This is a genomic window from Fictibacillus sp. FJAT-27399 (assembly GCF_001510655.1).
GTDB lineage: Bacteria > Bacillota > Bacilli > Bacillales > Fictibacillaceae > Fictibacillus_C > Fictibacillus_C marinisediminis.
In genome coordinates, this window is record NZ_LMVC01000001.1 from 783,630 (window position 1) to 807,417 (window position 23,788).

The window sequence follows — 23,788 nt, forward strand, 5'->3', positions numbered from 1 at the left end:
CGTCTTGCTTATAGAATTGCATTCTCAAACTCTCTTAAATCTTCTATTTCTGCTACTTTAAACCCGCTGTGTTCAATCTTATGAATCAGCTGTTCCACTTCTTCTTTTGATACAGAGCGGTTAAGAGTAATAACGATCCGGCGCACGAATTGCTTGCCCGCATCCTGTGTGAAGACTCCTTCAATATTATATTCATCATTTATAGAAGAAAACAGCTTTTTCAATGATCCTTTCCCTTCTGTAGTGGAGACAGTGAGCGAATATCCACCTTTTTTTATGCCATAGGAATCTTCAAGAATATCCATCACCTTTGAATGGGTGACGATTCCCTGAAAAAAGCCGTTTTGATCAATAACAGCCATGAAAGGAAGGCGCCGGATAGAAAACAAAACTTTAAAATATGGCGTATCCTCATACACATAGCTTTCCTCATCCTGAATCAGCTTGCTCACTGGATCGGATGTAGAACCGGCTTCATCAATGATATAATCGGACGTTGTTTCTTTATAGATCAGCCCCCGAAACTTTTCCTCTTTTTCATCAAGAACGGGAATACAGCGGTATCCTGACTGAATGAGCTGTCTTCTGCTCTCGCTGATCGATGTATTCTCTGTGACGTATGTTACTTTCGTTTTTGGTATGTAATTTGATTTAATCTTCATTTTTGACCCCCTATGGATAGAATGCGTTTATCCTTACTAGTTTCGTCATTATTTGCACCATTCCCTTTTTCTATCGTTTGATATCCCGAAAATATTTTCAAAAAATTTCCTTTTTTACAAATTCATCCAAATGACCCAGGATAATATTACCTTTATTCTCCTTTGGTGTGTCGAATGATTCGTCCTTTTGTTGCAAGGAGTCACACTTTGGCATCCAGAAATAGGTAAGGCAGTTAACCAAAGGAGGATGTATCATGAAAAAACCAGCAAAAAAAGCCGTAACGATGACAACAGCTGCCTTGCTTGCAGCAAGTTTATTTACAGGGTCCGCTGCTGCAGCTGCTCAAGGGAAAGGAATCGTTTCTCCGCCGCATGTGATGAAAGGCGGCTATCATCCCATCCAAAAATACAGTCAGATGCCAAAAGCTCCTTTTCAGGACCTTGCGAAACAAGGAAGCAGATTAAATGTGATGGGTCCTTCAAAACCTAGCTACAAGATGAATGTGTTCTATGACACTTCGAAGCACCAAATTTCAGGAAAGCTCTCTGTAAAGTTTAAAAACAACTTGAAGAAAAACTTAAATGAACTTTATTTCAATCTTTGGGGCAACGCGGACATGTTTGCGGAAAATGGAGGAAGCATGGACGTCAGCAATGTGAAAGTGGATGGAAAACGTGCGGTATACAACGTTGATGGAACTGCGCTGCATATCCCTTCTGTAAAAATAAAAAAAGATAAATCAGCTTCTGTCAGCATGAACTTTACTGTAAAGGTTCCAGAACAGCAGGACCGCTTCGGCTGGTTCAAAAATACTGTATCACTAGGAAACTGGTTTCCGATTCTTGCAGTCTATGACAAAGAAGGCTGGAATGTGGATCCCTATTTCCATGCCGGTGAATCCTTTTATTCTTTAACAGGGGATTATGATGTAACCGTGACAACTGACAAAAAACAAGTCATTGCAGCCTCTGGAACGGAAGTTGGAAAACCGCAAAGCATCGGTAACCTTGCTGTACACCGCTACAAAGCCCATGATGTCAGAGATTTTGCCATGGAGATGGATCCTACCTACAAGATCAAAAAAGGGATGGTCAACAACGTAAAAATCAATGTCTACTATACAGCTGAACAAGCAGCCTATGCCGATTCAATGCTGCAATCCGGACTGAAGAGCATCGATCTGTTCAGTGATCATTTTGGGACTTATCCATGGCCTGAGCTTGATATTGTCGGAATGGAAGGCTGGTTCGGCGGTATGGAATACCCTCAGCTCGTTATGATCAGTATCGCAGGGCAACGTTCTCAAGAATGGGTAAAATCCGTGACTGCACATGAGATCGGCCATCAATGGTTTTACGGAATTATTGGGGATAACGAATATGATGAGCCTTGGCTGGATGAATCCTTTGCAACATTTTCGGCAGCTTTATATGACAATGAGTTAAATCAGCTGACCACACCAGCCGTACCAAATAAGAATTACCATCTTTCTTCTCCAGTCTCAACATTTACAGCGGACGGAGATTCAGGGATTAACGCTTACTATCAAATGATCTATGGCTACGGTTCCCGCACACTCAATGATCTCCGTCTAAAAGTAGGGGACAAAGCATTCTACTCTGCAATGAAAGCCTACTTTAAAGAGAAGAAGTTTGACGTGACGACGACAAAAGATTTCGTCACCATCATGGAAAGAGAAACCGGGAAAGATCTTGGAGAGTTCTTTAAAGATCACCGTGTTTATATTTCAGATCAAGAATAGAGTAACCTCATTGCAACTAGGGGCTGTCCAAGAAGTCTGTAAGCTGTTGATTTCCGTTCCAGGCTGCTCGCTTTCCGCGGGGCGTGCGGTGAGCCTTACCGGCGTGAACGCCTACTTTTTGGTGCAAGCACCGGCGGGAGTCTCACCTGTCACGCTAGTCCCGCAGGAGTCTCGCATCTTCCACTTCAATTAACTTTTCATTGAAGATTTTTCAAGCCAAAAAGGGGCTGCCTGAAGGTCAATTTTCGACTTTCTGGACGGCCCCCTTTTTTATAATTCCTATCTACTGAAAGCTCAAAAACAATGAAATTGGCCGTGTTATAATTGGAGGGAGATGTTAAACAGGGAGTTGATATTGTGGAAACCAGGAAACCGCTTAAAGAAGAAACGATGCAGCATTACTTAAATAAATACCCTTTATTGAGTAAAGCCTCTGACGGGGAAGAAGTGTTTTGGAGTAATCCAGGATATACCCCAGAGCATAGACCGGAAACTAAAGCGCTCACTTTAACAGATATTAAGGAAGCTGAAGAGAGGCTTCATCGGTTCGCTCCTTATCTATCAGTGGTTTTTCCTGAAACGAGGTCAACAAATGGGATTATTGAATCCCCATTGCTGGAAATACCTGATTTCCAAATGGCAATAACAGATATAGAAGATTTGAGTCATCCGGGCAAATGGCTTTTAAAATGCGACAGCCATCTTCCTATATCAGGTTCGATCAAAGCGAGAGGCGGCATCTACGAAGTATTGAAGCATGCTGAAGAATTGGCTCTTCAAAATCAGTTGATAACGAGGGACGAGAACTATGCAAAGTTTGTGGAAGAACCGTTTACACAGTTCTTTTCCCAATATTCCATTGCTGTAGGCTCTACCGGAAATTTAGGGATGAGCATAGGAATAATGAGTGCGAAATTAGGTTTCAACGTAACCGTCCACATGTCGAGTGATGCACAAGAATGGAAGAAAAACCTTTTAAGAAGCAAGAGAGTCGAAGTCATCGAATATCATGCGGATTACAGCTTAGCCGTTGAGGAGGGAAGGAAACAGGCCGAACTCGACGAGAGGTGTTATTTTATTGATGACGAGAATTCCACTACTCTTTTCTTAGGTTACTCTGTAGCTGCCTTGAGATTAAAAAAACAGCTCGAAGAACAAGGAATTCCTGTTGATCAAGATCATCCTTTATTTGTCTACCTCCCTTGCGGAGTAGGTGGGGGTCCAGGGGGAGTGGGGTACGGATTAAAAGTTTTGTTTAAGGAGAATGTCCACTGCTTTTTTGCTGAACCGGTACAATCTCCCTGCATGCTTATAGGAATGATGACAGGCCTTCATGAAGAGGTATCCGTATTTGACTTTGGATTAACCAATGATACAGCAGCTGATGGTTTGGCAGTCGGCCGTCCTTCCGGCTTTGTCGGGAAATTCATGGAACCGTATTTAAGCGGTATTTATACGATAACGGACGGAGAACTGTTCAGGCTTCTTCGACATATTTCCGACTCTGAGAAGCAATCTCTCGAGCCCTCCGCCTTAGCCGGTGCAGCTGGACCTTCCAGACTTTTAAAGACCACACAAGGCGCCGGTTATCTCAAGAAACATCACCTGGTGGAGAAAATGGAAAAAGCAACTCACATCATATGGGCAACTGGCGGCAGTATGGTGCCTGATGAAGTAATGGCAAACTACTATCAAATGGGCAGCAGAAGTTAGAGTTCATAAAAGACAGGGAAGGAAGAAATGGTTATCCTCTTTTTGAAAGAGTTTTATCTGTGCTTGCCTATCCATACAACCGTTTATGATGTCATCGTCACTCATAAGGTTTTCATGACCATAGTTCATAAAATCTTTTTAAATCATCTATTTTTGCTTTCAAGCTCTTATGTCGGATTGCATGTTCTCTATCTATTGATTTCAGGTATATTTTCAAAAAGAACAAACCAGCCAGCCCGCTAAGAGGCTGGCTTTTCCTTTATCTTCCGGAAATCGGTCTATTCAATTTTTTTACAATCCATTATTATAAGTATAAAAACGCTTACAGAAGGGGTTTCTATGGGATTGAAAAAAATAGGTCTTTCCATATTTATAGCCATCTTTTTTTTAAACGCGGGTTATATGCTGTTTTTCGGAAGGGAAACGTTTCAGGTAAAGCCCTCCGCTGCACAAACACCGAAATATCTTTATCATTTTGTCCTGATATCAGAGGAAATAGATAATGAATATTGGCGGCTTGTAGAAAAAGGAGCAAAAACAGAAGCAGATAAACATCATATTCACTTGGAGTATCTCGGGCCCAAGCAGGCAAACAATGAAGAACAGCTTACCTTAATCGATAAAGCCATCGCAGGCAAGGTCGATGGGATAATGACCCAGGGATTATCCAATGAAAAGTTTAACTACCTCGTTAATAAATCTGTACAAAAAGGAATCCCACTCCTAACCGTTGACACCGATGCTCCGGACAGTGAACGCCAGGTCTATGTAGGTTCTGACAATTACAGGGCCGGCAAGCTTGCAGGAGAAGAACTGGTGAAGAATACACAAGGTAAACAAAAAGTAGGAATTGTTACCGGCCGGCTTGATGCGTCCAATCAGAAGCTGCGGGTAAAAGGATTTGAAGACGTTCTTGCTAAACATAAAAGAATCCAGGTCGCCGGCATTGAAGAATCGAACATCACAAAAAGTGGTGCGCTGCAAGCTACCTATGAATTACTCAAGAACGATCCGGATATTACGGCCTTTTTTGGGACGAGTGCTTTGGATGGCATTGGCATCAGCCAGGTCACTTCACAATATCAAAGCAAGAACAAACCTTTTATTATTTCTTTTGATACCTTGCCCGAAACCATGACCCTTATCAGGACTGAACAAATTAATGCAACAGTCGGACAGTATCCCTATCAGATGGGCGAAAAGGCCGTCCGAACTCTTCTGTCGGTGAAAAAAGGAAAGCTGCCTCAACCGCTTCAATATACAAAAACGGATATCATCAAAAAAACGAAACCAGCTAAGCTGTGGAGGGCCTCAAGATGAAAACGATCCGCAGCAAGCTGTTGCTCTATTTTTTTGTCTTTGTCATTCTATTTAACGTAGTTTCCATCTCCATTTTTTTCAGCAGCCGATCCTTTTTGTTAGAGTATGATTCTCGATTTAAGCAATTTTTGCTCCTGAACGAAATCTCACAGACGTCTGACCAGCTGTACGATAAAGCAAATCAGTATGTGGTTGAACGAAACAAAAAAGTAATTACTGAGTTTCATAAATTACGATATAAACTAAACGAAAAGACAGGATTACTTCAAAAGGATCAGAAAGGGTTTGACAATATTCAGCTGCAAACCTATGTCCATATGGTCCAAACCTTAATACAAGAATGCGAGTTATCGATCGGATTTGCCATTCAGGATGATATCGATCAGTACTCACTGCATTTAAAGGAAGCGAGGAACACGTCTTCTTATCTTCAAGACACCACATTGTCACTGATCGATCTTGAACTGACGGATTACCAATCTTTTTATGCAGACCTCGAAAAGAGAAATGAATCATTCAAGTGGTTTACTTTGTTTTTATTTAATACGACTGTTCTTCTCGCCATCTTTTTTGCCCTGTGGTTCTCCAGAGGAATCAATAAACCTGTACAAATTTTATCGAAAGCCGCATCAGAAGTCTCCGCCGGAAAGCTTGATGGGAAGCCCGTACTGATCCAGTCCAACGATGAGCTGAAGCTGCTGGGTGAAACCTTCAATCTGATGCGCAAAAACATACGTCAGTACATCTCTGAGATTGAAGAAAAGTCCGAGCTCGATTCCCTGCTTAAAGAACTGGAGCTGAAGCATCTTCAAAATCAAGTCAATCCTCATTTTTTATTCAATACATTGAATACCATCTCAAGGATGGCCTTTTTTGAGCAGGCAGAGGAGACGTCAAAACTCATTCATTCTGTTTCCACGCTCCTTCGATACAGCCTGAATGATATTAATCAATCTGTCCTCTTGCGTGAAGAGGCAAAGGTAGTCATTGAGTATTTTCATATTCAGCAGACGCGGTTTTCCGACCGGATCGCGTTTCACACTAAAATTGATGAAGATTGTACGAACATCTTGGTTCCAAGACTGATTCTTCAACCTATTGTTGAGAATGCTTTTATCCATGGTGTCGAAAGTATGGAGGATGGGGGTGAGATTTTCTTGGCCATCTATACAGAAGGAGAAACAATCATAGCAGAAGTAAAGGATAATGGAGCAGGAATGCCTGCCGATGCATTATGGAAACAGACAGGTTCGGCTCATGTGGGCCATTCAACTGGCATTGGTCTGGAAAATGTCATGAGACGGATGGCGCTTTTCTATCAATCTGATAACCTTGTAAAGATCCATTCAACCCCTGGAAAAGGTACATCGGTTAAACTTATATTTCCCCAGAAGGAGGCGGCTTCAGTTGAAAGTAATCATAGCGGATGATGAAAGCCTGGAACGGAAAGCATTACGAAGAATAATTGAAGATCACTTTCCTGATATGACCATTGCAGGAGAAGCTTCCAATGGAAGATTAGCCGTTGAAATGGCCAGAAAACACAAACCTGATTTTATGCTGATGGATATTAAGATGCCCGGTTTAAACGGAATTGAAGCTATCCAAATCATAAAGAAACAAAACCCTTCCATGCAATTTATCATGGTTACTGCCTATGAATCTTTTCAATATGCAAAAGAAGCGATGAAGGAGGGGGTAAGAGAGTATTTGTTAAAGCCCAGTACAGCAGAAGAAACGGTCCATGCGATTCAAAGAGTGTGCCAATCCATTTCTGAAGAGCAAGATAAGCAAAGCCGCTATTCCGCTACAGCAGAGATTGTTTTAGAAAATATTCTGTTGAAGATTCTGCAATATGAGCATAACGATAAGGTTCTAGAGCAATTAGCTGTTTTATTTCCAAATATGCGGAATTCCTTTATTTCTGTCATTGAATGTGAAAAAAACATTCAATTAGAGCAAGTGATTTCTGTGCTTAATAAAAGATCACCATTTCCGTTTATTTCTCTTCCTTATGGAAATCAGCTCGTTCTGCTTTTTATGAGCCACAAGAGCAATCCAATAAATGATTCTTTGCAGCTGGCAAAGAGGCTTCAAGCTGAAGTCTTTGAAAAATTATGGATTGGAGTGGGAAAACCATATACGGATTTAAAAGAGATCAGGCACTCCTATGAGGAAGCCGCTAAGACTGTTCATTTTCTGAAAAAGCAAAACAGCGGGCATTTTGCTCATTTTTCCCAAGTTGACCCTGCAAAAGAAACTGGACTCGATGAGATCGTTGAGGCTATTTTCAGCAACGATTCTAATGGAGCGAAAAGTATGCTGGGAAAAGAACTGTCATCCATTCAATTAATGGATTTATACATTTTACTCAGGGAAAGACTGGTTCAGGAAGAAATAGACGTCAGTGATTTGTCCTACCCTGAAAATAGAAATGCTTGGGAGGAATTAATCAGAAATGCTTGCAGGATGATCAATGAAAACAAGGAAACGAATGATCCGATAAAACTGGCAAAGAAATATATCGATGAACACTTTCATGAAGCTGTATCTTTGGAGCAGGTAGCAGAAATGGCGGGCTTGAGCCCGACTTATTTTACTAAGCTATTTAAAGAAGAGACAGATGTTACGTTTATTGAATTTCTAACAGAAATCCGCCTCCGGAAAGCGATGAAACTGCTAAACCAAAATCAGTACAGCCTGAAACAAATTTGCTTTATGGTCGGTTATAAAGATCCGAATTATTTCAGCCGTGTGTTTAAAAAGCATTTTCTGCTTTCGCCTAAACAATATGTCAGACAAAAAGCAGAGGACGCCAAATCATAAAAAAGTGAAGATAATGATAAAAAAGTACAGAAAATTGGCAAACAAGAACCTGCCAATCCTTTTTATACTAGTGATGTAAGCGGTAACAACGTAAATGAAGGGGGAGGTTCACTTGAAAAAGAAAGTATGGATTTATGCTGTACTGGCTTTTAGTTTGATTCTGTCAGCATGCAGCCAATCCAGCTCGGGACAGAGTGATCAGAAAAAAAGCTCTGGCAAGCTGGAGATTTTCAGCTGGTGGACAGGTGCCGGTGAAGAGGACGGATTAAAAGCTCTTATCAAGCTATTTAAAGAAAAAAATCCTGATATCCCAATCGAGAATGCGGCTGTAGCCGGAGGAGCAGGCACGAATGCCAAGGCAGTACTGGCAAGCCGTATGCAGGGGAATGATCCTCCTGCTACTTTCCAGGTACATGGCGGTTCTGAACTGAACGACGGCTGGGTGGCTGCAGGCAAGATGGAGCCTTTGAATGATCTGTATGACAAAGAAGGATGGAATGACAAGTTTCCTAAGCAGCTGATTGACATGGTCAGCAAAGACGGGAAAATTTACTCTGTTCCAGTAGATATCCACCGCGGAAACGTTCTCTGGTACAACAAGAAAATTTTCACGGATAACAATCTTGAAGCTCCAAAAACGTTTGATGGATTTTTCAAGGTTGCTGACCAATTAAAGAAAAAAGGAATCACACCTCTTGCCCTTGGGGATAAAGAGCCGTGGACAGCCACCATGATTTTTGAAAACGTCCTTCTCGGAACGCTGGGAAATGAAGACTATCAGAAATTGTGGAAAGGCGAAATGAAGTTTGATGACCCAAAAGTGAAGAAGGCTGCTGAAACGTATAAAAAAATGCTTTCTTATATTAATTCTGACCATAGTTCAAGAAACTGGCAGGATGCTTCTCAAATGGTCGCCAAGGGCGATGCAGCGATGAACATCATGGGAGACTGGGCCAAAGGCTATTTCGTGAATGATCTTAAGCTTAAAGTGAACGAAGACTTCGGATGGGTGCCGACACCAGGCACAGAAAATCAGTTTATGATCATCACAGATACGTTCGGACTTCCTAAAGGTGTGAAGAATGCAAAGGATGTCAAGCAGTTCTTATCTGTTTTAGGCTCAGTTGATGGCCAGGATGCTTTTAATCCATTAAAAGGGTCTATACCAGCTAGAACTGACGCGGATGTTTCCAAGTATGATGAATACGGAAAACAGACGATTAAGGAATTTAAAGAGGCACAGCTGGCTGCTAGCCTTGCACATGGTTCAGCCGCTCCTGAAGGATTTGTAACAAAAGCTAATCAGGCGGTCAATATTTTTGTAACCCAAAAGAATGTGAACCAGCTGATCGATTCATTAACACAAGCGAGCAGTGAACTGAAAAAGTAAGGATTGAGAGAAAAGAGGAGGAGGACATCTCTTCCTCTTTTCTTAATACCAACAAAGATTAAGGAGGAACGGTTGGATGGAACCCAAAATATTGCCTTCTCTTCAATCAGGCACTTCATTAGCCGTTTCAGCAAAGAAACGGAAAAAACGAAATGTAGATCAGCTTTTGTCTTTTGTTTTTATTCTCCCTTCCATTTTGGCAGTAGGTGTGTTTGTCTATGGATTCATCGCCTGGTCCGGGTATGTTTCATTATCCAACTGGAACTCTCTTGTTCCAGACATGTCTTTTGCTGGGTTTAAGAATTATGTTTTCCTGTTTAAGGATTTCCGGTTTCAGGCTGATTTAAGGAATACACTGTTCTTCACGGTGTTCTTTATTCTTGCTGTTCTTGTGATGGGATTGTTGCTCGCTGTATTCCTTGATCAAAAGATCCGCGGGGAAGGGCTCTTCAGAAATATTTTCTTTTTCCCTATGGCCCTTTCTTTTGTTGTTACAGGCGTCATCTGGCAGTGGCTGCTGAATCCGGCAACAGGGGTCAATCTCTTTTTGAAGAAATTAGGTCTGGATTCCCTTTGGTATACTTCAGTAAAAATTATTCCTGGAGTGGAATGGGGGAAAATTCAGTTTGGTGTTCCTGTTGCGGTGATCGCAGTCGTCATCGCCGCTGCATGGCAGATGACCGGGTTTTCAGTGGCAATGTATTTAGCAGGATTGAGAGCCATCCCGGAAGAAATCAGAGAGGCTGCCCGAATGGATGGTGCTTCCGAATTTCAGATCTACCGTAAAATCATTTTCCCAATCGTTGCTCCGGTAACCGTGAGTGTTGTCATCATAATGGCCCATATATCGTTAAAGATCTTTGATTTGATCTATGCCATGACAGGGCCAGGAGCCAATTTTGTCACAGATGTTCCCGGCGTCTATATGTTTGAGACCACATTCAGGGGCAACTATTATGCAAACGGTGCTGCCATTTCCATCATCATGCTTGTAACCGTTGCCGTCTTTATCGTACCTTACCTTATTTCAAGCAGAAAGGGGGAATCGTGATGGCAGTACGCTCTGTTTATCGTACCCTGCTTTACGTTTTGCTGATCATCTTAAGTTTTTTCTATCTTATGCCTGTCTATGTCATGCTGATTACGAGCCTGAAACCGCTTGACCAGATTACACTGTCACAAATGTGGGAACTCCCGCATTCACTTGATTTCAGCAGTTATCAGCAGGCGTTCGAGAGACTCTCCCCCAATTTTATGAACAGTATTTATCTGGTGATTCCTGCGACACTTTTGTCCGCTTTATTAGGTTCGTTAAATGGATACGTGCTTTCTAAGTGGAAATTTAAAGGAGCCGACTGGATTTTCACCGCTATTTTGTTCGGTATGTTTATCCCTTATCAGAGCATTTTGATCCCTCTCATTCAATTTTTGCGTGAAGTAGGCCTTTATAACAGCATACCGGGTCTGATCTTTGTTCATGTAGTATACGGAATTCCGATTACTACTCTAATGTTCAGAAATTTTTACGCCAGCATACCTGAGGAAATGATGGAATCAGCAAAGATTGATGGAGCTGGCATCTTTAAAATCTATCAGCATATCATCGTACCGCTCTCTATTACCGGGTTTGTTGTTGTAGGAATCTGGCAGTTCACAAACATATGGAATGAATTTTTATTTGCTGTAACGATTACAACTTCGTCGCAGCAGCCGATCATGGTAGCACTCCAAAATCTTTCAGGAAGTCAGATTGTACAATGGAATGTTCAAATGGCCGGTGCTTTATTGGCCGCTTTGCCTACTCTTCTCGTCTATATTTTCCTTGGTAAATTTTTTGTAAAAGGCCTTTTGGCAGGTTCTGTCAAAGGATAATAGTGAAGAACAGTCTGATTCGAGCAAGAGCAGGCTGTTTTTTTATGCAAATCTTTTTATAATATTCTTACTTTTATATATACTGGCTATAAGAACGTTTAAGGAGGACTATCATGAATCAGAAACGATCGGAAGAGAACATTCACAAAACGTTTAAAAAGGAAATTTTTGAGTTCTTCGAAAATGAACCGTATGCAAAGTTTTTAGGCATCAAATTATTGGAACTAGGAGAAGGGACAGCAACAGCAGAGATTGAAGTTGAAGCTCACATGTTAAATTCCCACGGCACCGCTCATGGAGCCGTGATTTTTGCATTGGCTGATTTTGTGTTTGCTGCCGCATGCAATTCCTATGGGAAGACTTCAGTCGGACTTTCCACCACGGTGAATTTTATGGCAGCAGGCAGAGCAAGCGCTAAACTGAAAGCGGTTGCTTCTGAAGAAAAGAAAAACAACAGAACCGCCTGGTATAACATCAGAGTTGAAAGTGAAGGAGAATTAATTGCTGTAATGGAAGCTCTTGCCTATAGAAAAAGCGGATATTTTGTTCCAGTGGAAGAGATGGAAAAGCCAATACCAGAATCCTTATAAAAATCGGTTATCATTCTATGAAAGAAGGGAATGTACCACCGACAGATGAACCTTTAAAAATCACTGTTCAGTTATGAGGAGGTAAAGTGTGAAAACGCAGGCAACAGAAATGAACAAAATGCTGAAGAGCTATCAGACGGTTCGATCTTTCAGTGAAATGCTGGTGCAGCCGCTGAATCTGGAGGATTTTATCATTCAATCCATGGAAGATACCAGTCCTCCTAAATGGCATCTGGCCCATACAACTTGGTTTTATGAAAAGTTTATTTTAAAAGAATTCGCCGAGGATTACCGGGGGTTTAATGACCAGTTCGATTATTTGTTTAACTCTTATTATGAAACAGTGGGCCCTTTTCATCCCAGAATTCAGAGAGGTCTGATCACTCGTCCTTCGGTTGAGGAAGTGTTTGAATACCGCAGTTATGTTGACGTACATATGGCTGATCTTCTGGAATCCGGCATTTCTGAAGAAAAGAAGAAAGAGCTGCTGCAGGTTCTTGAGATCGGATTACATCATGAACAGCAGCATCAGGAACTGCTCTTGACAGATATAAAGTACAATTTATCTCAGAACCCTTTTTTGCCGGCCTATCAAGAACAAAAGGAGAGAAATAAACCTTCTGCCGGTGCTGCAACTTATGTTGAACTAAAAAGCGGGCTCTTTGAAATCGGGAACAATGGTGAAATGTTTTGCTTTGATAATGAAACACCTCTTCACAAAGTATGGCTCGAACCATACAAATTGGCCACACATCTTGTTACCAATGGAGAATACTTGGCATTCATTGAGGATGGAGGATACAAAAAACCGCAGTTTTGGCTCTCCGACGGATGGAGTGTGGTATGTAAAAATCAATGGGAGTCGCCATTGTATTGGTTTAAGAGGGATGATGAATGGCATGTATATACCCTTGGTGGAGAGAAGAAGCTAGATCACGATGAACCTGTATGCCACGTCAGCTTTTATGAAGCGGACGCTTATGCAAGGTGGGCAGGTAAACGTCTTCCTACAGAACAGGAATGGGAACATGCACTGGCAGGGAAAAAAGTGGAGGGGAACTTTGCAGAAAGTGGAAACTATCATCCGGTTTCTTCCGGTTTACATGAAGATGGTCCCTTATATCAGACTTTCGGCGATGTGTGGGAGTGGACGAAGAGCCCTTACGTTTCTTATCCTGGGAACAAACCTTATGAGGGAGCTCTCGGAGAGTACAACGCAAAATTCATGTGTAACCAGATGGTGCTGAGAGGCGGATCCTGTGCCACCTCATCCTCACACTTCCGACCGACTTACCGGAACTTCTTTCAGCCGGAGAAAAGGTGGCAGTTCAGCGGCATTCGTTTGGCTGAAGACGGAAAGAGAACATAAGCTGATCTTCTGCGTTGTTGGCCATCGGCAGTGCTCTGCAACAGCGGTGCACGTCACATTGTTTTCTTCCATGATTGTTCCCCTCCATACGTTCTATTTTACTTCTATGCTTTGCCTTAATTTGGGTTAAACTAAACATCATGTTCAGGTTTCAGCTTTGGCGGCGCAGTGAAAGTAAGAAAAACAATATTCTTTTCGCAAAAGATCGGGGGAGAGTATGGAAAAATCATATGATTGCATCATAATTGGCGGCGGAATTGCAGGATTACAGGCAGGTATTCAGCTAGGACGTTATAAACACAAAACACTTATACTGGATTCCAATAATGGAAGATCCAACTTGTGCAAAAATTACCGGAATATACTGGGTTGGCCTGAAGGGGTAAGCGGAGAAACGTTAAGGCAAAGTGGAAAGAAGCAGGCTGAAAGGGTTGGTGTCATATTTAAGGAGCAAAAAGCCTCCAAGTTGAATAAAAGTGATAACATCTTTACCATAACCACTGATCAGCAGGAATTCCTGCAGACCCGAACCGTATTGATTGCCACTGGCGTCATGGACAGGCTCCCTGCAGGAATCGAAAATTTGAAAAAATGTCTGGGTGAAACCATGTTTATCTGCCCTGACTGTGACGGCTATGAAGTTGAAGATAAAAAACTGATAGTTATTGGTTCAGGACAGGCTGGAGCTGGAATGGCCATCACGCTGAATTATTGGACGAAAGACATCACATATATTAACCATGAGCAAAAAGAATTGGATGAATCAACGCTTCAGGATTTAAAGGACTTAGGCATTCTGCACATCTCGAAACCCATACTGGAAATTATCGTGAAGGACGAGTCAATATTTGAAGGAGTCCTATTTAAAGATGGTGAAAAAATAATGGGTGAGCGTGGTTTTGTTGCCTTTGGAGGAAACAGGGTACATTCAGAACTTGCAGAGAAGCTGGGGGTTCAACTTGAGAAAAAACACATCGTTGTTAATGCAAGAACGAAAGAAACCAATATCGAAAATGTATGGGCGGCCGGAGATGTAGTCGCTCACTCCGAGCAGGTTGCCATAGCCATGGGAGATGGCGTTCAGGCAGCGATTTGGATTCATAAAAGACTTCGTTCTTTAGAGCCTTAGAAAGGGAGGAACACAGAACGGATGAAAGCATTCAATGAAAGAATTGATAGATTGAACACCCACTCCGTCAAATGGGATCATACGAAAGCGATATTTGGAAAAGAAGATCTACTGCCGATGTGGGTGGCAGATATGGATTTTAAAGCTCCGCAGCCAGTCATCGATGCCATGAAACAAAGAATTGACCATGGTATTTTCGGATATTCTATGGCCACGGAAGATACAAAGCAAATCGTCATAAACTGGTTGAAGAAAAGGCATAACTGGGACATTCAAAGTGATTGGATCGTCTTTACCCCAGGTGTTGTTCCTGCTCTTTCTGCAGCGATCCATACCTATACCGACCAAAATGATGGGGTGATGATCCAGAGCCCGGTTTATTACCCGTTTGGTGACATGGTGAAAAAGAACAATAGAAAACTTTTCAGGAATTCTTTGCGCTATAACGGTGAAACCTATGAAATGGACTTTGAAGACCTTGAGTTACAGTTCCGGACGAATAATATTAAATTGATGCTCCTTTGCAACCCTCACAATCCTGTGGGCAGAGTATGGACCAAAGAGGAACTGGGAAAATTGGCAAAACTCTGCATTCAATATGACGTATTGGTGTTTTCAGATGACATTCATTTTGATCTGATCTATAAGAAGTACAGGCATACGATCTTGTCCTCTTTGTCCCCTGAAATTGAGGACAGGACGATCACAGGAATTGCTCCAAGCAAGACGTTTAATCTTGCAGGACTTCAATTTTCTACAATTATTATTCCGAATAAAACACTAAGGGACAAATTTAGTGATTATTTAGCAACAATTGGTTTTTTTTCACCAGGATCATTGGGGATCATTGCTGCGGAAGCTGCTTATCAGCATGGGGAAGAATGGCTTGAGGGCTTAATGGAATACCTGGAAAGCAACCTGGACTACTTGAAAAATTTTATAAAAGAGAAGCTTCCCCAAATTAAAGTGATCGAACCCGAAGGAACCTACTTAGTTTGGCTGGACTGCTCCAATCTAAACATGGATCATAAAAAGTTGGAGAGCTTTATGCAAGATAAAGCAAAATTGGCATTTGATGAAGGTTATATCTTCGGGAAAGAAGGAGAAGGCTTTGAACGAATCAATATTGCCTGTCCTCTTGAAACCTTGAAAGAAGGATTAACAAGATTAGAGAAAGCGATAAATAAACAAAATGTTATTTGATGAAACCGCCCTGAATCTGATTCAGGGTTTTTTAAATTGGAAAGCTCTGTTAGTCCATGAAGTTTTTTGGTGGGGTATGATTGAAGATCCGTCATATCATAGTCAGCTATCACCCCTTCCTATTGGAGTAAAAGACTTGAGGGCCTCTTTTAAGCATCAGTATGCGAGGCCCTTTAAGATTGAAAATCAACAATATGCTTTAAAAAAGCCAATTGGAAAGAATTACTGTGCTAAATCAGTTGAAAACTTAAGGAATCCTTAGTAAAATGGCAAACTGTGTGAAGTGAATCGACCAAAGAGAAAGGGGGAAGTCAGGATGCATAACGTAATGGAAAGAGAAACAGCTTCGGTTGAACAAGCGCGGAACAGTCTGGAATTTCAAGTGCTTCGAATGCAGAATGATTTAAAAAAAATAGCTAAAAAGTGGGATGTCCTTGGGGTCGAACTGACAAAAGATGACCATCTGACCATCGTGTACAAATTGGAAAATAAACATCAGTGTAAAATTATGCTGAATGACTGCTCCACTTCTTTTCAAGGAATTTGGGATTTTTCCATTGATGCCATTTATGACAGCAATGATAGTATCTTTATCGGAGACATTAGGGGACCCGCCAACATGGGTTATGGCTCAATTTGTATACGATATTTGAAGGAACTGGCGAAGGACCAAAACATCCCTTATATAAAAGGGGACATTGCTCCAAGAGACTGGGACCACGTAAACCGGCTAGTCCATTTTTATGAAAAGCACCATTTTTCAGTTCAATTGGATAACGAAAGCAAATCTGGCAGTATCGTTTGGAATGGCTAAAATGATTATTTCCTTTGAAAGTTAGAAAGCAACGTTTATAAACCTCCCGCCCGGGTATGTAAACACCCAAAAGCTTTAAAAGGAGGAATCTTTATGGGCAAGAATGTCCTGGGCGTTTTTAATTATGATGAGGAAGCAGTCATTGCTGTACAGCAGTTGAAGTCAGACGGTTATCCTATTGATGAAATCTCATTTGTCATCAACCATGATGGATTCAAAGATACTCTCGAAAAGAGGACGGGAGCTGCGGTTGATATCATTAATCAAGAAGAAACAATATTCCAAAAAATTAAAAATATTTTCTCGAATGATCCGTATACAAATAACTTCGAAGAAAAACTGGCTGGGCTAGGCCTCCCGGAAAACAAAGCCATAACCTATGCATCTGAACTAGAAGCAGGGAAGATATTAATGCTGGCAGGCTCAGATTATCAACTTGATGCGAGGGGCGAAAAGACTCTAGCAGAGTCCGAGACCTTTGGGCATGACAAAACACCTCATTCATAGCGAAACAGAAACCAGTTCCATACCTGCGAGGAACTGGTTTCATTTGAATGTAAATATTTGTGCTATATGTTATATTATGTTTATAAGTTTGTTAACAATATATTATACAGGCATCCAGCGAGGAAGAAATTTAGTTCCTCGCTCTTTTACTATCCAGACTGCTATCGCTAAGTTTTCCTTAGGGGGAGGACTAGGAGGTGCAAGATGATTAACGAATATCAATCAAAGATCAAGTACATGCCCATTCCATACTTTGAAACTGATAAAGAAATGAATATCTTGGCTCAATCCGACAAATCAGTCGAGACTTTTTGTAATAAAGGAAATTTTTCAGATATTGTTGATCTCGAAAGCCGTGAGAATGCTTTGATATTTCTTGTTTCTAAAAAACGGCAGCAAGAAATCGAGCTGGTTCTTCAGACGGCTCATTCACCTTATTCATTGTTCAGCTGTTCCATTCACTGGAATGAAGGGATCGGTTACCTTGTTTGTATTGAACAAACGGACAAACTAAAGAATCTTGAATCTAAAATTGAAAAGCAGTGCAAGCGGCTGGCTGAAACCAATTTTGAACTGCTTGTACAGAAAGAGCAGCTTGAACAATCTTTAAAACGGATATTAGAGCTTTCTGCACATTTTATTAAGTTATCTGAATCTGTAGGACTAGTTCCGCTTACTGGCGAGCTCAATCCGGAATTGATTCGAGAAAACCATTTAACCCTAACCATATTGCACACGATGGAAAATTTACTATGGTATTTTTTGATTTCAGCAGTGTCGGTAAACTTACCAGTGAAGGCATTGAATCATTTTCACAGCTCATACACAGTCTGAATCTTGTAGGCGTAATCTGTTATGTGATCGGCCTGAAACCAAAACATGCCGTATATTTAAAAAATAAAGGCCTTAATAAAAAAACGTATTTCATGCGGAACCTGGATGAAATCATTCAAGTTGATCTGGAGTACAATCCTCAAAAGAATTCAATCATGCTGCATTAAAGCCTATAGGGAGGTTTTTTCAAAATGAGTATACCCATCCTAAAAGTCAATGATTCATTGCTTGTCTCCATTCAGGAAGATTTGGACGATCAGTCAGCAATACAGCTTCAGGAAGATATTCTAAAAAAGATTCAATCTACCAATGCTAGAGGTATTGTAATGGATCTCTCTTTGGTCAATCTGGTGGATTCCTTTATTGCCAAAATACTAGTTGATATTGTCAACATGTCAGATCTGATGGGAGCCAGGGTCATTGTAACGGGTGTTCAGCCTCTGGTTGCCATTACACTGAATGAGATGGGAATTTCCATGAAAAATATATCAACCGCCATTGATGTAGAAAAAGGTTTAGAATCATTAAAAGAACATAACGGAAGACTCCAAAAATAAAAACATAAATCCTAGTTTGAAAAGGGGCTGTCCTGAAAGTCGAAAATTGACCTTCAGCAGCTCCTTTTTGGCTTGAAATCTTCAATGAAAAGTTGATTGAAGTGGAAGGTGCGAGACTCCTCGAAAATGAACTTCACATTTTCTTCGTGCGATAAAAAGCTGCCGGAGCCTTCCTTGTCCTGCGGGACTAGCGTGACAGGTGAGACTCCCGCCGGTGCTTGCACCAAGAGGTTCACCGCACGCCCCGCGGAAAGCGAGCAGCCTGGAACGGAAATCAACAGCTTACAGACTTCTTGGACAGCCCCTTTTTTTAGTAAAAGTTTAAAAATTCACGGTAAGGGTAGTGAGGAAATGAAAAGTTTATAACAATTTAAGAGGAAAGCAGTGGTGAGCGATATTGTCAGATTCAATACATGTGAAAATTAACGGCATTCAAAAAACAACCCAATCAGATCAAACCGTTCTACAGCTTCTTTCAGAACATGACATTGACGTCCCCAGTGTCTGTTACCACCCTAGTCTCGGACCGATTGAAACCTGTGATACTTGTATTGTCAGTGTGAACGGAGAGCTTGTAAGATCTTGTTCAACTTCTTTAAAAAATAGAGATGTAATTGAAACAGCATCAGAAGAAGTCAGGAAAGCACAAGTCATCGGCATGGACCGGATATTACATAACCATGAATTATACTGTACGGTATGTGATTACAATAACGGCGGATGTGAAGTACACAATACGGTAAAAGAAATGAAAGTCAACCATCAGAGCATCCCGTTTGAGCATAAACCGTATGATGCGGATCAGTCTCATCCGTATTACCGGTATGATCCTGACCAATGTATTCTATGCGGACGCTGTGTGGAAGCTTGCCAGGATGTTCAGGTCACCGAAACACTGACAATCGACTGGGAAAGGGATCGCCCTCGTGTGATCTGGGACAATGATGTACCGATTAATGAATCATCATGTGTATCCTGCGGCCATTGTTCCACCGTTTGTCCTTGCAACGCCATGATGGAAAAGGGGATGGAAGGAGAGGCCGGCTACATGACCGGGATTGACCGTAAAACCCTTCGTCCCATGATTGAAATTACAAAAAGTGTAGAAACGGGTTATGGATCCATTTTGGCCATTTCAGATATGGAATCTGCGATGCGTGAGGAACGGATCAAAAAAACAAAAACCGTATGTACGTATTGCGGTGTCGGGTGCAGCTTCGACATCTGGACAAAAGGCAGAGAGATAATCAAAGTTGAACCTCAGGCAGAAGCTCCGGCAAATGGGATATCCACATGTGTTAAGGGGAAATTCGGATGGGAGTTTGTCAACAGTGAAGAAAGATTGACTAAACCTTTGATCAGAGAAGCTGACGGATTCCGGGAAGCCGAATGGGATGAAGCGATTAGCCTGATCTCGGAAAAGTTTTCTGAAATCAAGAAAGACCATGGAGCAGACGCGCTAGGTTTTATCAGTTCTTCCAAATGCACAAACGAAGAGGCCTATTTGATGCAAAAACTAGGGAGAGCTGTCATCGGCACTAACAATATTGACAATTGCTCAAGGTATTGCCAGACACCTGCCACCCTAGGTCTGTTTCGAACAGTAGGACATGGCGGAGATTCGGGCGGTATTAAAGATATTGAGATGTCTGAACTGGTCATTGGTATAGGTACAAATACTTCTGAATCGCATCCTGTACTCTCCACAAGAATTAAACGTTCACATAAGCTGAACGGACAAAAGCTGATTGTAGCTGATTTAAGAAAACATGAGATGGCAGAACGCTCAGATTTGTTTGTCCAGCCAGCACCAGGGACTGACCTTATCTGGCTGTCAGCAGTGTCCAAATATATTCTTGATATGGGCTGGGCCGATAATGACTTTATTCAAAACAGGGTGAACGGATTAGAAAACTATGTTGAAAGTCTTGCTCCATTTACATTGGACTATGCTGAAAAGCTGACTGGTATGCCGAAAGAACAAATCATAAAAATTGCTGAAATGATTCATGAAGCGAATTCTGTTTGTGTATTGTGGGCCATGGGGGTCACACAGCACAGCGCAGGAAGCGATACGAGTACAGCCATTTCAAACCTTATGCTCATTACAGGCAATTATGGCAAGCCTGGGGCAGGTACGTACCCACTTAGAGGGCATAACAATGTACAGGGAGCAAGTGACTTTGGAAGCATGCCGAACAGACTTCCGGGCTATCAGCATATTGAAGAGGAGCAGGTGCGGAAAAATTTTGAACAGGCCTGGGGCGTGAAGCTGCCGGAAAAAATCGGCTTAAATAATCATGAAATGGTTGCTGGCATCCATGATGGTACACTCAAAGCCATGTATTTAAAAGGTGAAGATATGGGAATCGTTGATTCTAATATCAACCATGTACATGCAGCATTCGAAAAGCTTGAGTTTTTCGTTGTACAGGATATTTTCCTTTCCAGGACAGCAGAATTTGCTGATGTTGTTCTTCCTGCAAGCCCCAGCCTTGAAAAAGAAGGCACCTTTACAAACACTGAACGAAGAATTCAACGTTTATATCAGGTGTTGGAGCCTTTAGGTGATTCCAAACCTGATTGGAAGATCATTCAACATATAGCAAATTCACTGGGTGCAAACTGGAAGTATGAACATCCTAGCGATATTATGGAGGAAGCTGCTCCTCTTGCACCTTTATTTGCAGGAGTAACTTATGAACGCCTTGAAGGGTATAAAAGCTTGCAGTGGCCAGTGGCAGTGGACGGAAAGGACACGCCTCTATTATTTACAGAGGACTTTCCATTTCCTGACGGGAAAGCCAACCTTTTTCCATTAGAATGGACAAAACCAGTCCATTTTGGAAAAGAATATGATATCCATGTAAACAATGGCCGTCTGCTTGAACACTTCCATGAAGGGAATATGACATATAAAGCAAAAGGAATCGCCTCAAAAACACCAAATGTTTTCCTGGAGGTTTCTCCCGAGCTTGCGGAGGAACGCGGACTGAAGAATGGTTTTCTTGTCCGCCTTACTTCACCTTATGGAAATGTTAAAGTGAGATGCCATATTACCGATCGGGTGAAAGGGAAAGAAGTTTACCTTCCGCTGAATGATAACGGAGACGCAGCGATCAACCTTCTGACAAGCAGTTATGCTGATAAAGATACCGATACACCAGCTTATAAGGAAGCCATGGCTAAGCTGGAAGTCCTGAATACTGAAGGAGTCGACCCTATCCCAAGAATCAACCATCGGAACGGAAACCCACAGCCGCAGATTGGTGTAAATGTGCAAAAGAAATGGGCAAGAAAAGATTACGTTTTTCCTGGTGACCTTGTAAAAAAGGAGATGAAGCAGGATGGCTAAAGCAACGAAAATCATAAAGAGGCTGGAAGTTACAGAGGAAGAGCAGCGAACCAGAGACTTAAAAGAAGTAGAAGATGCTTTGATTAAAAACAAAGATGCACTTCTGGAATCACTCAGTGTTATCAATCATATGCATGAAAAAGGAATCATCTCTCTGTTAAACGGGCTGTTCGGACAAGGAGACAAAGTACTTGAGATTTTGGTTAAGACTGCTGATACGCCAGAGACCTCGAACACTCTTAAAAACCTTCTTTTGATGATGGGTGTATTGGGCACTCTCGATGTAAAACAGCTTGAACCCCTTTTATTGAAAGTCAACGCAGGGGCAGCCAAAGTAGCCGAACACAAAGATACCGAAGAAAAAACAAGTTATTTTGATCTTTTACGTGCACTTAAAGATCCTGAAATCAATCGCTCCATAACACTTCTCATGACATTTTTAAAAGGAATGGGCGAAAAGACCGAGCATAAAGAACGCAGCACAGAAGAATTCACGGTTCAAAGAAAAGATAAAGGCAAAAATCTTGGATGATATAAAACGAACTCCCTGAGCAGGGAGTTCGTTTTTTATGGAATTACCTAAAATTTATCGACAATCTTTTAGCTTATTTCTGCTTTGACGCGTTCCATCCTCTGAATATCCGCTAAAAGTTCCGTATTATTACACTTTTATGCAGATTTAGGAAGAATTAAAGAGAAAGATTTACAACAAGAAAAAGTTTGCGAATTACAACAGGTGGTAATATATAGATACATTTAAAAATAAAGGTCGTTTAATAGATGCAGTGGTTTCAATCTATTTGTAAAGAGGAGGTATTGGCTTGAAGTACAAAGTAAAAGATTGGCTCAGACTGACTCCCCGTGAGAGATACTTGCTTTTGTACGCTGTTGCCCTGCTTCAAAAAGAACAAAAAGCGGTATAAAGAAAAAGCTGCACATGGCAGCTTTTTTTACTGATATTGCTCAAGTTTAGAGAAGAAATGTATAACAAAGTCGTAAAACACATTTTCAGCCGGTGCCAATTCCCGTTTCTTTGGTGTAATAAGCCCAACTGTACGCTGAACAAGCGGAAAGTCAATGGGCTTTTTTACTGTGTAGCGAGGAGTGGTTTCATAGAAAGAACTATCGGGTAATAAGGTTACACCCATTCCTGCCGTAACCAGCCCTTTGATCGCATCCATATCTTCCCCTTCAGAAGATATGATAGGCGAAAAACCGGCTTCTTTACAGGCATTAATGACTACTTCCTGCAGCACATAGCCTTCAGGAAACAAGACGAATCGGTCATTTCTTAAATCACTTAAAACCAAGCTGCTTTTATCTGCCTTTGGATGGTCAGCTGGTAACAATGCGGAAATTCTTTCCGTAAAAAGGATGTGGCCTTTAACATCAGGTTGATTTGCTGGAACTGGCCCTAAAAACGCTAGATCAATATCCCCATTTTTCACAGCATCGATTAAAAAATGATAAGATCCTTGACGCAGGTGAAAAGCGATGTTCGGATACTCTTCTTTAAACGCTGAAATAATAGTAGGCAGAAGATGGCTTGCGAGGCTGGTCGGAAAACCGATCTTGATTGTACCTCGTTCGGGATCCAAATATTCTTCTATTTGTTTTCTTGCATAATCTATTGCTTTTAATGCAGTGGATGCATGGGTCAAAAAAAGTTTTCCTACAGGGGTCAGCTTTACATTTCTGCCTTCTCTCTCAAACAGTTCGACATTTAATTCTGCTTCCAGGTTGGCAATTTGCCTGCTGACTGCGGACTGTGCCACATGCAGATGCTGTGCCGCCTCGGACACGTGTTCTCGCTCTGCCACCTCGATAAAATAGTACAATTGACGAAGTTCCATTTTGATACCCTCCAGCAATCATTCTCAAAAA

At 41.5% G+C, this 23,788-nt stretch carries 23 protein-coding genes; 20 read left to right on the forward strand and 3 right to left on the reverse strand.

The genetic code is table 11. From position 1 onward, the window contains the following. Positions 1-8: 8 nt before the first annotated feature. A complete protein-coding gene (cbpA, locus tag AR335_RS03980) occupies positions 9-662 on the reverse strand; it encodes a cyclic di-AMP binding protein CbpA (RefSeq protein ID WP_062232186.1) in 654 nt (217 codons plus the stop codon). Positions 663-916: 254 nt separating this feature from the next. On the opposite strand from cbpA, the gene AR335_RS03985 reads away from it, so the two are divergent. The 18 genes from AR335_RS03985 (at position 917) to AR335_RS04070 (ending at position 18,549) form a co-directional block, all read left to right on the forward strand. Continuing rightward, a complete protein-coding gene (locus AR335_RS03985; protein ID WP_062232188.1) occupies positions 917-2,425 on the forward strand; it encodes a M1 family metallopeptidase in 1,509 nt (502 codons plus the stop codon). Positions 2,426-2,471: 46 nt separating this feature from the next. Further along, positions 2,472-2,618 (forward strand): hypothetical protein, encoded by a 147-nt coding sequence (locus AR335_RS23560; protein ID WP_156418804.1) that lies wholly within the window; start codon positions 2,472-2,474, stop codon positions 2,616-2,618. A gap of 197 nt (positions 2,619-2,815) precedes the next feature. Further along, positions 2,816-4,138 (forward strand): D-serine ammonia-lyase, encoded by a 1,323-nt coding sequence (locus tag AR335_RS03990; protein ID WP_062232563.1) that lies wholly within the window; start codon positions 2,816-2,818, stop codon positions 4,136-4,138. Between the two features lie 339 nt (positions 4,139-4,477). Then, entirely contained in the window at positions 4,478-5,458 is a 981-nt protein-coding gene (locus AR335_RS04000) for a sugar-binding protein (protein ID WP_062232192.1), read from the forward strand. Then, positions 5,455-6,888, forward strand: coding sequence for a sensor histidine kinase (locus tag AR335_RS04005; protein WP_062232194.1), 1,434 nt, complete (start codon positions 5,455-5,457; stop codon positions 6,886-6,888). Before AR335_RS04000 ends, AR335_RS04005 begins: the two co-directional genes overlap by 4 nt. Continuing rightward, positions 6,866-8,284 carry a response regulator gene (locus AR335_RS04010; protein WP_062232196.1) on the forward strand — a complete coding sequence of 473 codons (1,419 nt, stop codon included), beginning with the start codon at positions 6,866-6,868 and terminating at the stop codon, positions 8,282-8,284. Before AR335_RS04005 ends, AR335_RS04010 begins: the two co-directional genes overlap by 23 nt. Positions 8,285-8,378: 94 nt before the next feature. Continuing rightward, on the forward strand, positions 8,379-9,674 hold the full coding sequence (locus AR335_RS04015; protein WP_062232198.1) for an ABC transporter substrate-binding protein: 1,296 nt from the start codon (positions 8,379-8,381) through the stop codon (positions 9,672-9,674). A gap of 76 nt (positions 9,675-9,750) precedes the next feature. Continuing rightward, complete coding sequence (locus AR335_RS04020) at positions 9,751-10,725, forward strand: carbohydrate ABC transporter permease (RefSeq protein ID WP_062232200.1); 975 nt, start codon at positions 9,751-9,753, stop codon at positions 10,723-10,725. Then, a complete protein-coding gene (locus AR335_RS04025) occupies positions 10,725-11,546 on the forward strand; it encodes a carbohydrate ABC transporter permease (RefSeq protein ID WP_062232202.1) in 822 nt (273 codons plus the stop codon). Before AR335_RS04020 ends, AR335_RS04025 begins: the two co-directional genes overlap by 1 nt. A 113-nt stretch (positions 11,547-11,659) precedes the next feature. Beyond that, positions 11,660-12,136, forward strand: a complete 477-nt coding sequence (locus AR335_RS04030) for a hotdog fold thioesterase (protein WP_062232204.1) — start codon at positions 11,660-11,662, stop codon at positions 12,134-12,136. 88 nt (positions 12,137-12,224) lie between these two features. Further along, a complete protein-coding gene (egtB, locus tag AR335_RS04035) occupies positions 12,225-13,505 on the forward strand; it encodes an ergothioneine biosynthesis protein EgtB (protein ID WP_234293181.1) in 1,281 nt (426 codons plus the stop codon). Positions 13,506-13,722: 217 nt separating this feature from the next. After that, on the forward strand, positions 13,723-14,634 hold the full coding sequence (locus AR335_RS04040) for an NAD(P)/FAD-dependent oxidoreductase (protein WP_062232206.1): 912 nt from the start codon (positions 13,723-13,725) through the stop codon (positions 14,632-14,634). Between the two features lie 21 nt (positions 14,635-14,655). Next, a complete protein-coding gene (locus AR335_RS04045; protein WP_062232208.1) occupies positions 14,656-15,837 on the forward strand; it encodes a MalY/PatB family protein in 1,182 nt (393 codons plus the stop codon). 316 nt (positions 15,838-16,153) lie between these two features. Next, positions 16,154-16,651, forward strand: a complete 498-nt coding sequence (locus AR335_RS04055; RefSeq protein ID WP_062232212.1) for a hypothetical protein — start codon at positions 16,154-16,156, stop codon at positions 16,649-16,651. 93 nt (positions 16,652-16,744) lie between these two features. Then, positions 16,745-17,158 (forward strand): general stress protein, encoded by a 414-nt coding sequence (locus AR335_RS04060; protein WP_062232214.1) that lies wholly within the window; start codon positions 16,745-16,747, stop codon positions 17,156-17,158. Between the two features lie 204 nt (positions 17,159-17,362). After that, a complete protein-coding gene (locus AR335_RS04065) occupies positions 17,363-17,992 on the forward strand; it encodes a hypothetical protein (RefSeq protein WP_062232216.1) in 630 nt (209 codons plus the stop codon). Positions 17,993-18,015: 23 nt separating this feature from the next. Continuing rightward, a complete protein-coding gene (locus AR335_RS23565) occupies positions 18,016-18,159 on the forward strand; it encodes a hypothetical protein (protein WP_156418839.1) in 144 nt (47 codons plus the stop codon). A 24-nt stretch (positions 18,160-18,183) separates the two neighbouring features. Next, positions 18,184-18,549, forward strand: a complete 366-nt coding sequence (locus AR335_RS04070; protein WP_062232218.1) for an STAS domain-containing protein — start codon at positions 18,184-18,186, stop codon at positions 18,547-18,549. Between the two features lie 53 nt (positions 18,550-18,602). Here AR335_RS04070 and AR335_RS23570 read toward each other — a convergent pair whose 3' ends face one another. Then, positions 18,603-18,827: a hypothetical protein gene (locus AR335_RS23570; protein ID WP_156418840.1), complete on the reverse strand. Its 225-nt coding sequence runs from the start codon at positions 18,825-18,827 to the stop codon at positions 18,603-18,605. 119 nt (positions 18,828-18,946) lie between these two features. On the opposite strand from AR335_RS23570, the gene fdhF reads away from it, so the two are divergent. Together fdhF and AR335_RS04080 are read left to right on the forward strand one after the other, a co-directional pair. Next, entirely contained in the window at positions 18,947-21,904 is a 2,958-nt protein-coding gene (gene fdhF, locus AR335_RS04075; protein WP_062232219.1) for a formate dehydrogenase subunit alpha, read from the forward strand. Next, on the forward strand, positions 21,897-22,436 hold the full coding sequence (locus AR335_RS04080; protein WP_062232220.1) for a DUF1641 domain-containing protein: 540 nt from the start codon (positions 21,897-21,899) through the stop codon (positions 22,434-22,436). The genes fdhF and AR335_RS04080 overlap by 8 nt, the downstream gene beginning before the upstream one ends. 418 nt (positions 22,437-22,854) lie before the next feature. On the opposite strand, the gene AR335_RS04085 is transcribed toward AR335_RS04080, so the two are convergent. Next, positions 22,855-23,757: a LysR family transcriptional regulator gene (locus tag AR335_RS04085; RefSeq protein WP_062232221.1), complete on the reverse strand. Its 903-nt coding sequence runs from the start codon at positions 23,755-23,757 to the stop codon at positions 22,855-22,857. Positions 23,758-23,788: the final 31 nt, after the last annotated feature.

Excerpts from the sequence above, each read along its gene's own strand:
- cbpA (WP_062232186.1), bottom strand. The coding sequence starts at position 662 with ATGAAGATTAAATCAAATTACATACCAAAAACGAAAGTAACATACGTC.
- AR335_RS03985 (WP_062232188.1), top strand. The coding sequence starts at position 917 with ATGAAAAAACCAGCAAAAAAAGCCGTAACGATGACAACAGCTGCCTTG.
- AR335_RS03990 (WP_062232563.1), top strand. The coding sequence starts at position 2,816 with ATGCAGCATTACTTAAATAAATACCCTTTATTGAGTAAAGCCTCTGAC.
- AR335_RS04000 (WP_062232192.1), top strand. The coding sequence starts at position 4,478 with ATGGGATTGAAAAAAATAGGTCTTTCCATATTTATAGCCATCTTTTTT.
- AR335_RS04005 (WP_062232194.1), top strand. The coding sequence starts at position 5,455 with ATGAAAACGATCCGCAGCAAGCTGTTGCTCTATTTTTTTGTCTTTGTC.
- AR335_RS04015 (WP_062232198.1), top strand. The coding sequence starts at position 8,379 with ATGAAGGGGGAGGTTCACTTGAAAAAGAAAGTATGGATTTATGCTGTA.
- AR335_RS04020 (WP_062232200.1), top strand. The coding sequence starts at position 9,751 with ATGGAACCCAAAATATTGCCTTCTCTTCAATCAGGCACTTCATTAGCC.
- AR335_RS04025 (WP_062232202.1), top strand. The coding sequence starts at position 10,725 with ATGGCAGTACGCTCTGTTTATCGTACCCTGCTTTACGTTTTGCTGATC.
- AR335_RS04030 (WP_062232204.1), top strand. The coding sequence starts at position 11,660 with ATGAATCAGAAACGATCGGAAGAGAACATTCACAAAACGTTTAAAAAG.
- AR335_RS04040 (WP_062232206.1), top strand. The coding sequence starts at position 13,723 with ATGGAAAAATCATATGATTGCATCATAATTGGCGGCGGAATTGCAGGA.
- AR335_RS04045 (WP_062232208.1), top strand. The coding sequence starts at position 14,656 with ATGAAAGCATTCAATGAAAGAATTGATAGATTGAACACCCACTCCGTC.
- AR335_RS04055 (WP_062232212.1), top strand. The coding sequence starts at position 16,154 with ATGCATAACGTAATGGAAAGAGAAACAGCTTCGGTTGAACAAGCGCGG.
- AR335_RS04060 (WP_062232214.1), top strand. The coding sequence starts at position 16,745 with ATGGGCAAGAATGTCCTGGGCGTTTTTAATTATGATGAGGAAGCAGTC.
- AR335_RS04065 (WP_062232216.1), top strand. The coding sequence starts at position 17,363 with ATGATTAACGAATATCAATCAAAGATCAAGTACATGCCCATTCCATAC.
- AR335_RS04070 (WP_062232218.1), top strand. The coding sequence starts at position 18,184 with ATGAGTATACCCATCCTAAAAGTCAATGATTCATTGCTTGTCTCCATT.
- AR335_RS04080 (WP_062232220.1), top strand. The coding sequence starts at position 21,897 with ATGGCTAAAGCAACGAAAATCATAAAGAGGCTGGAAGTTACAGAGGAA.
- AR335_RS04085 (WP_062232221.1), bottom strand. The coding sequence starts at position 23,757 with ATGGAACTTCGTCAATTGTACTATTTTATCGAGGTGGCAGAGCGAGAA.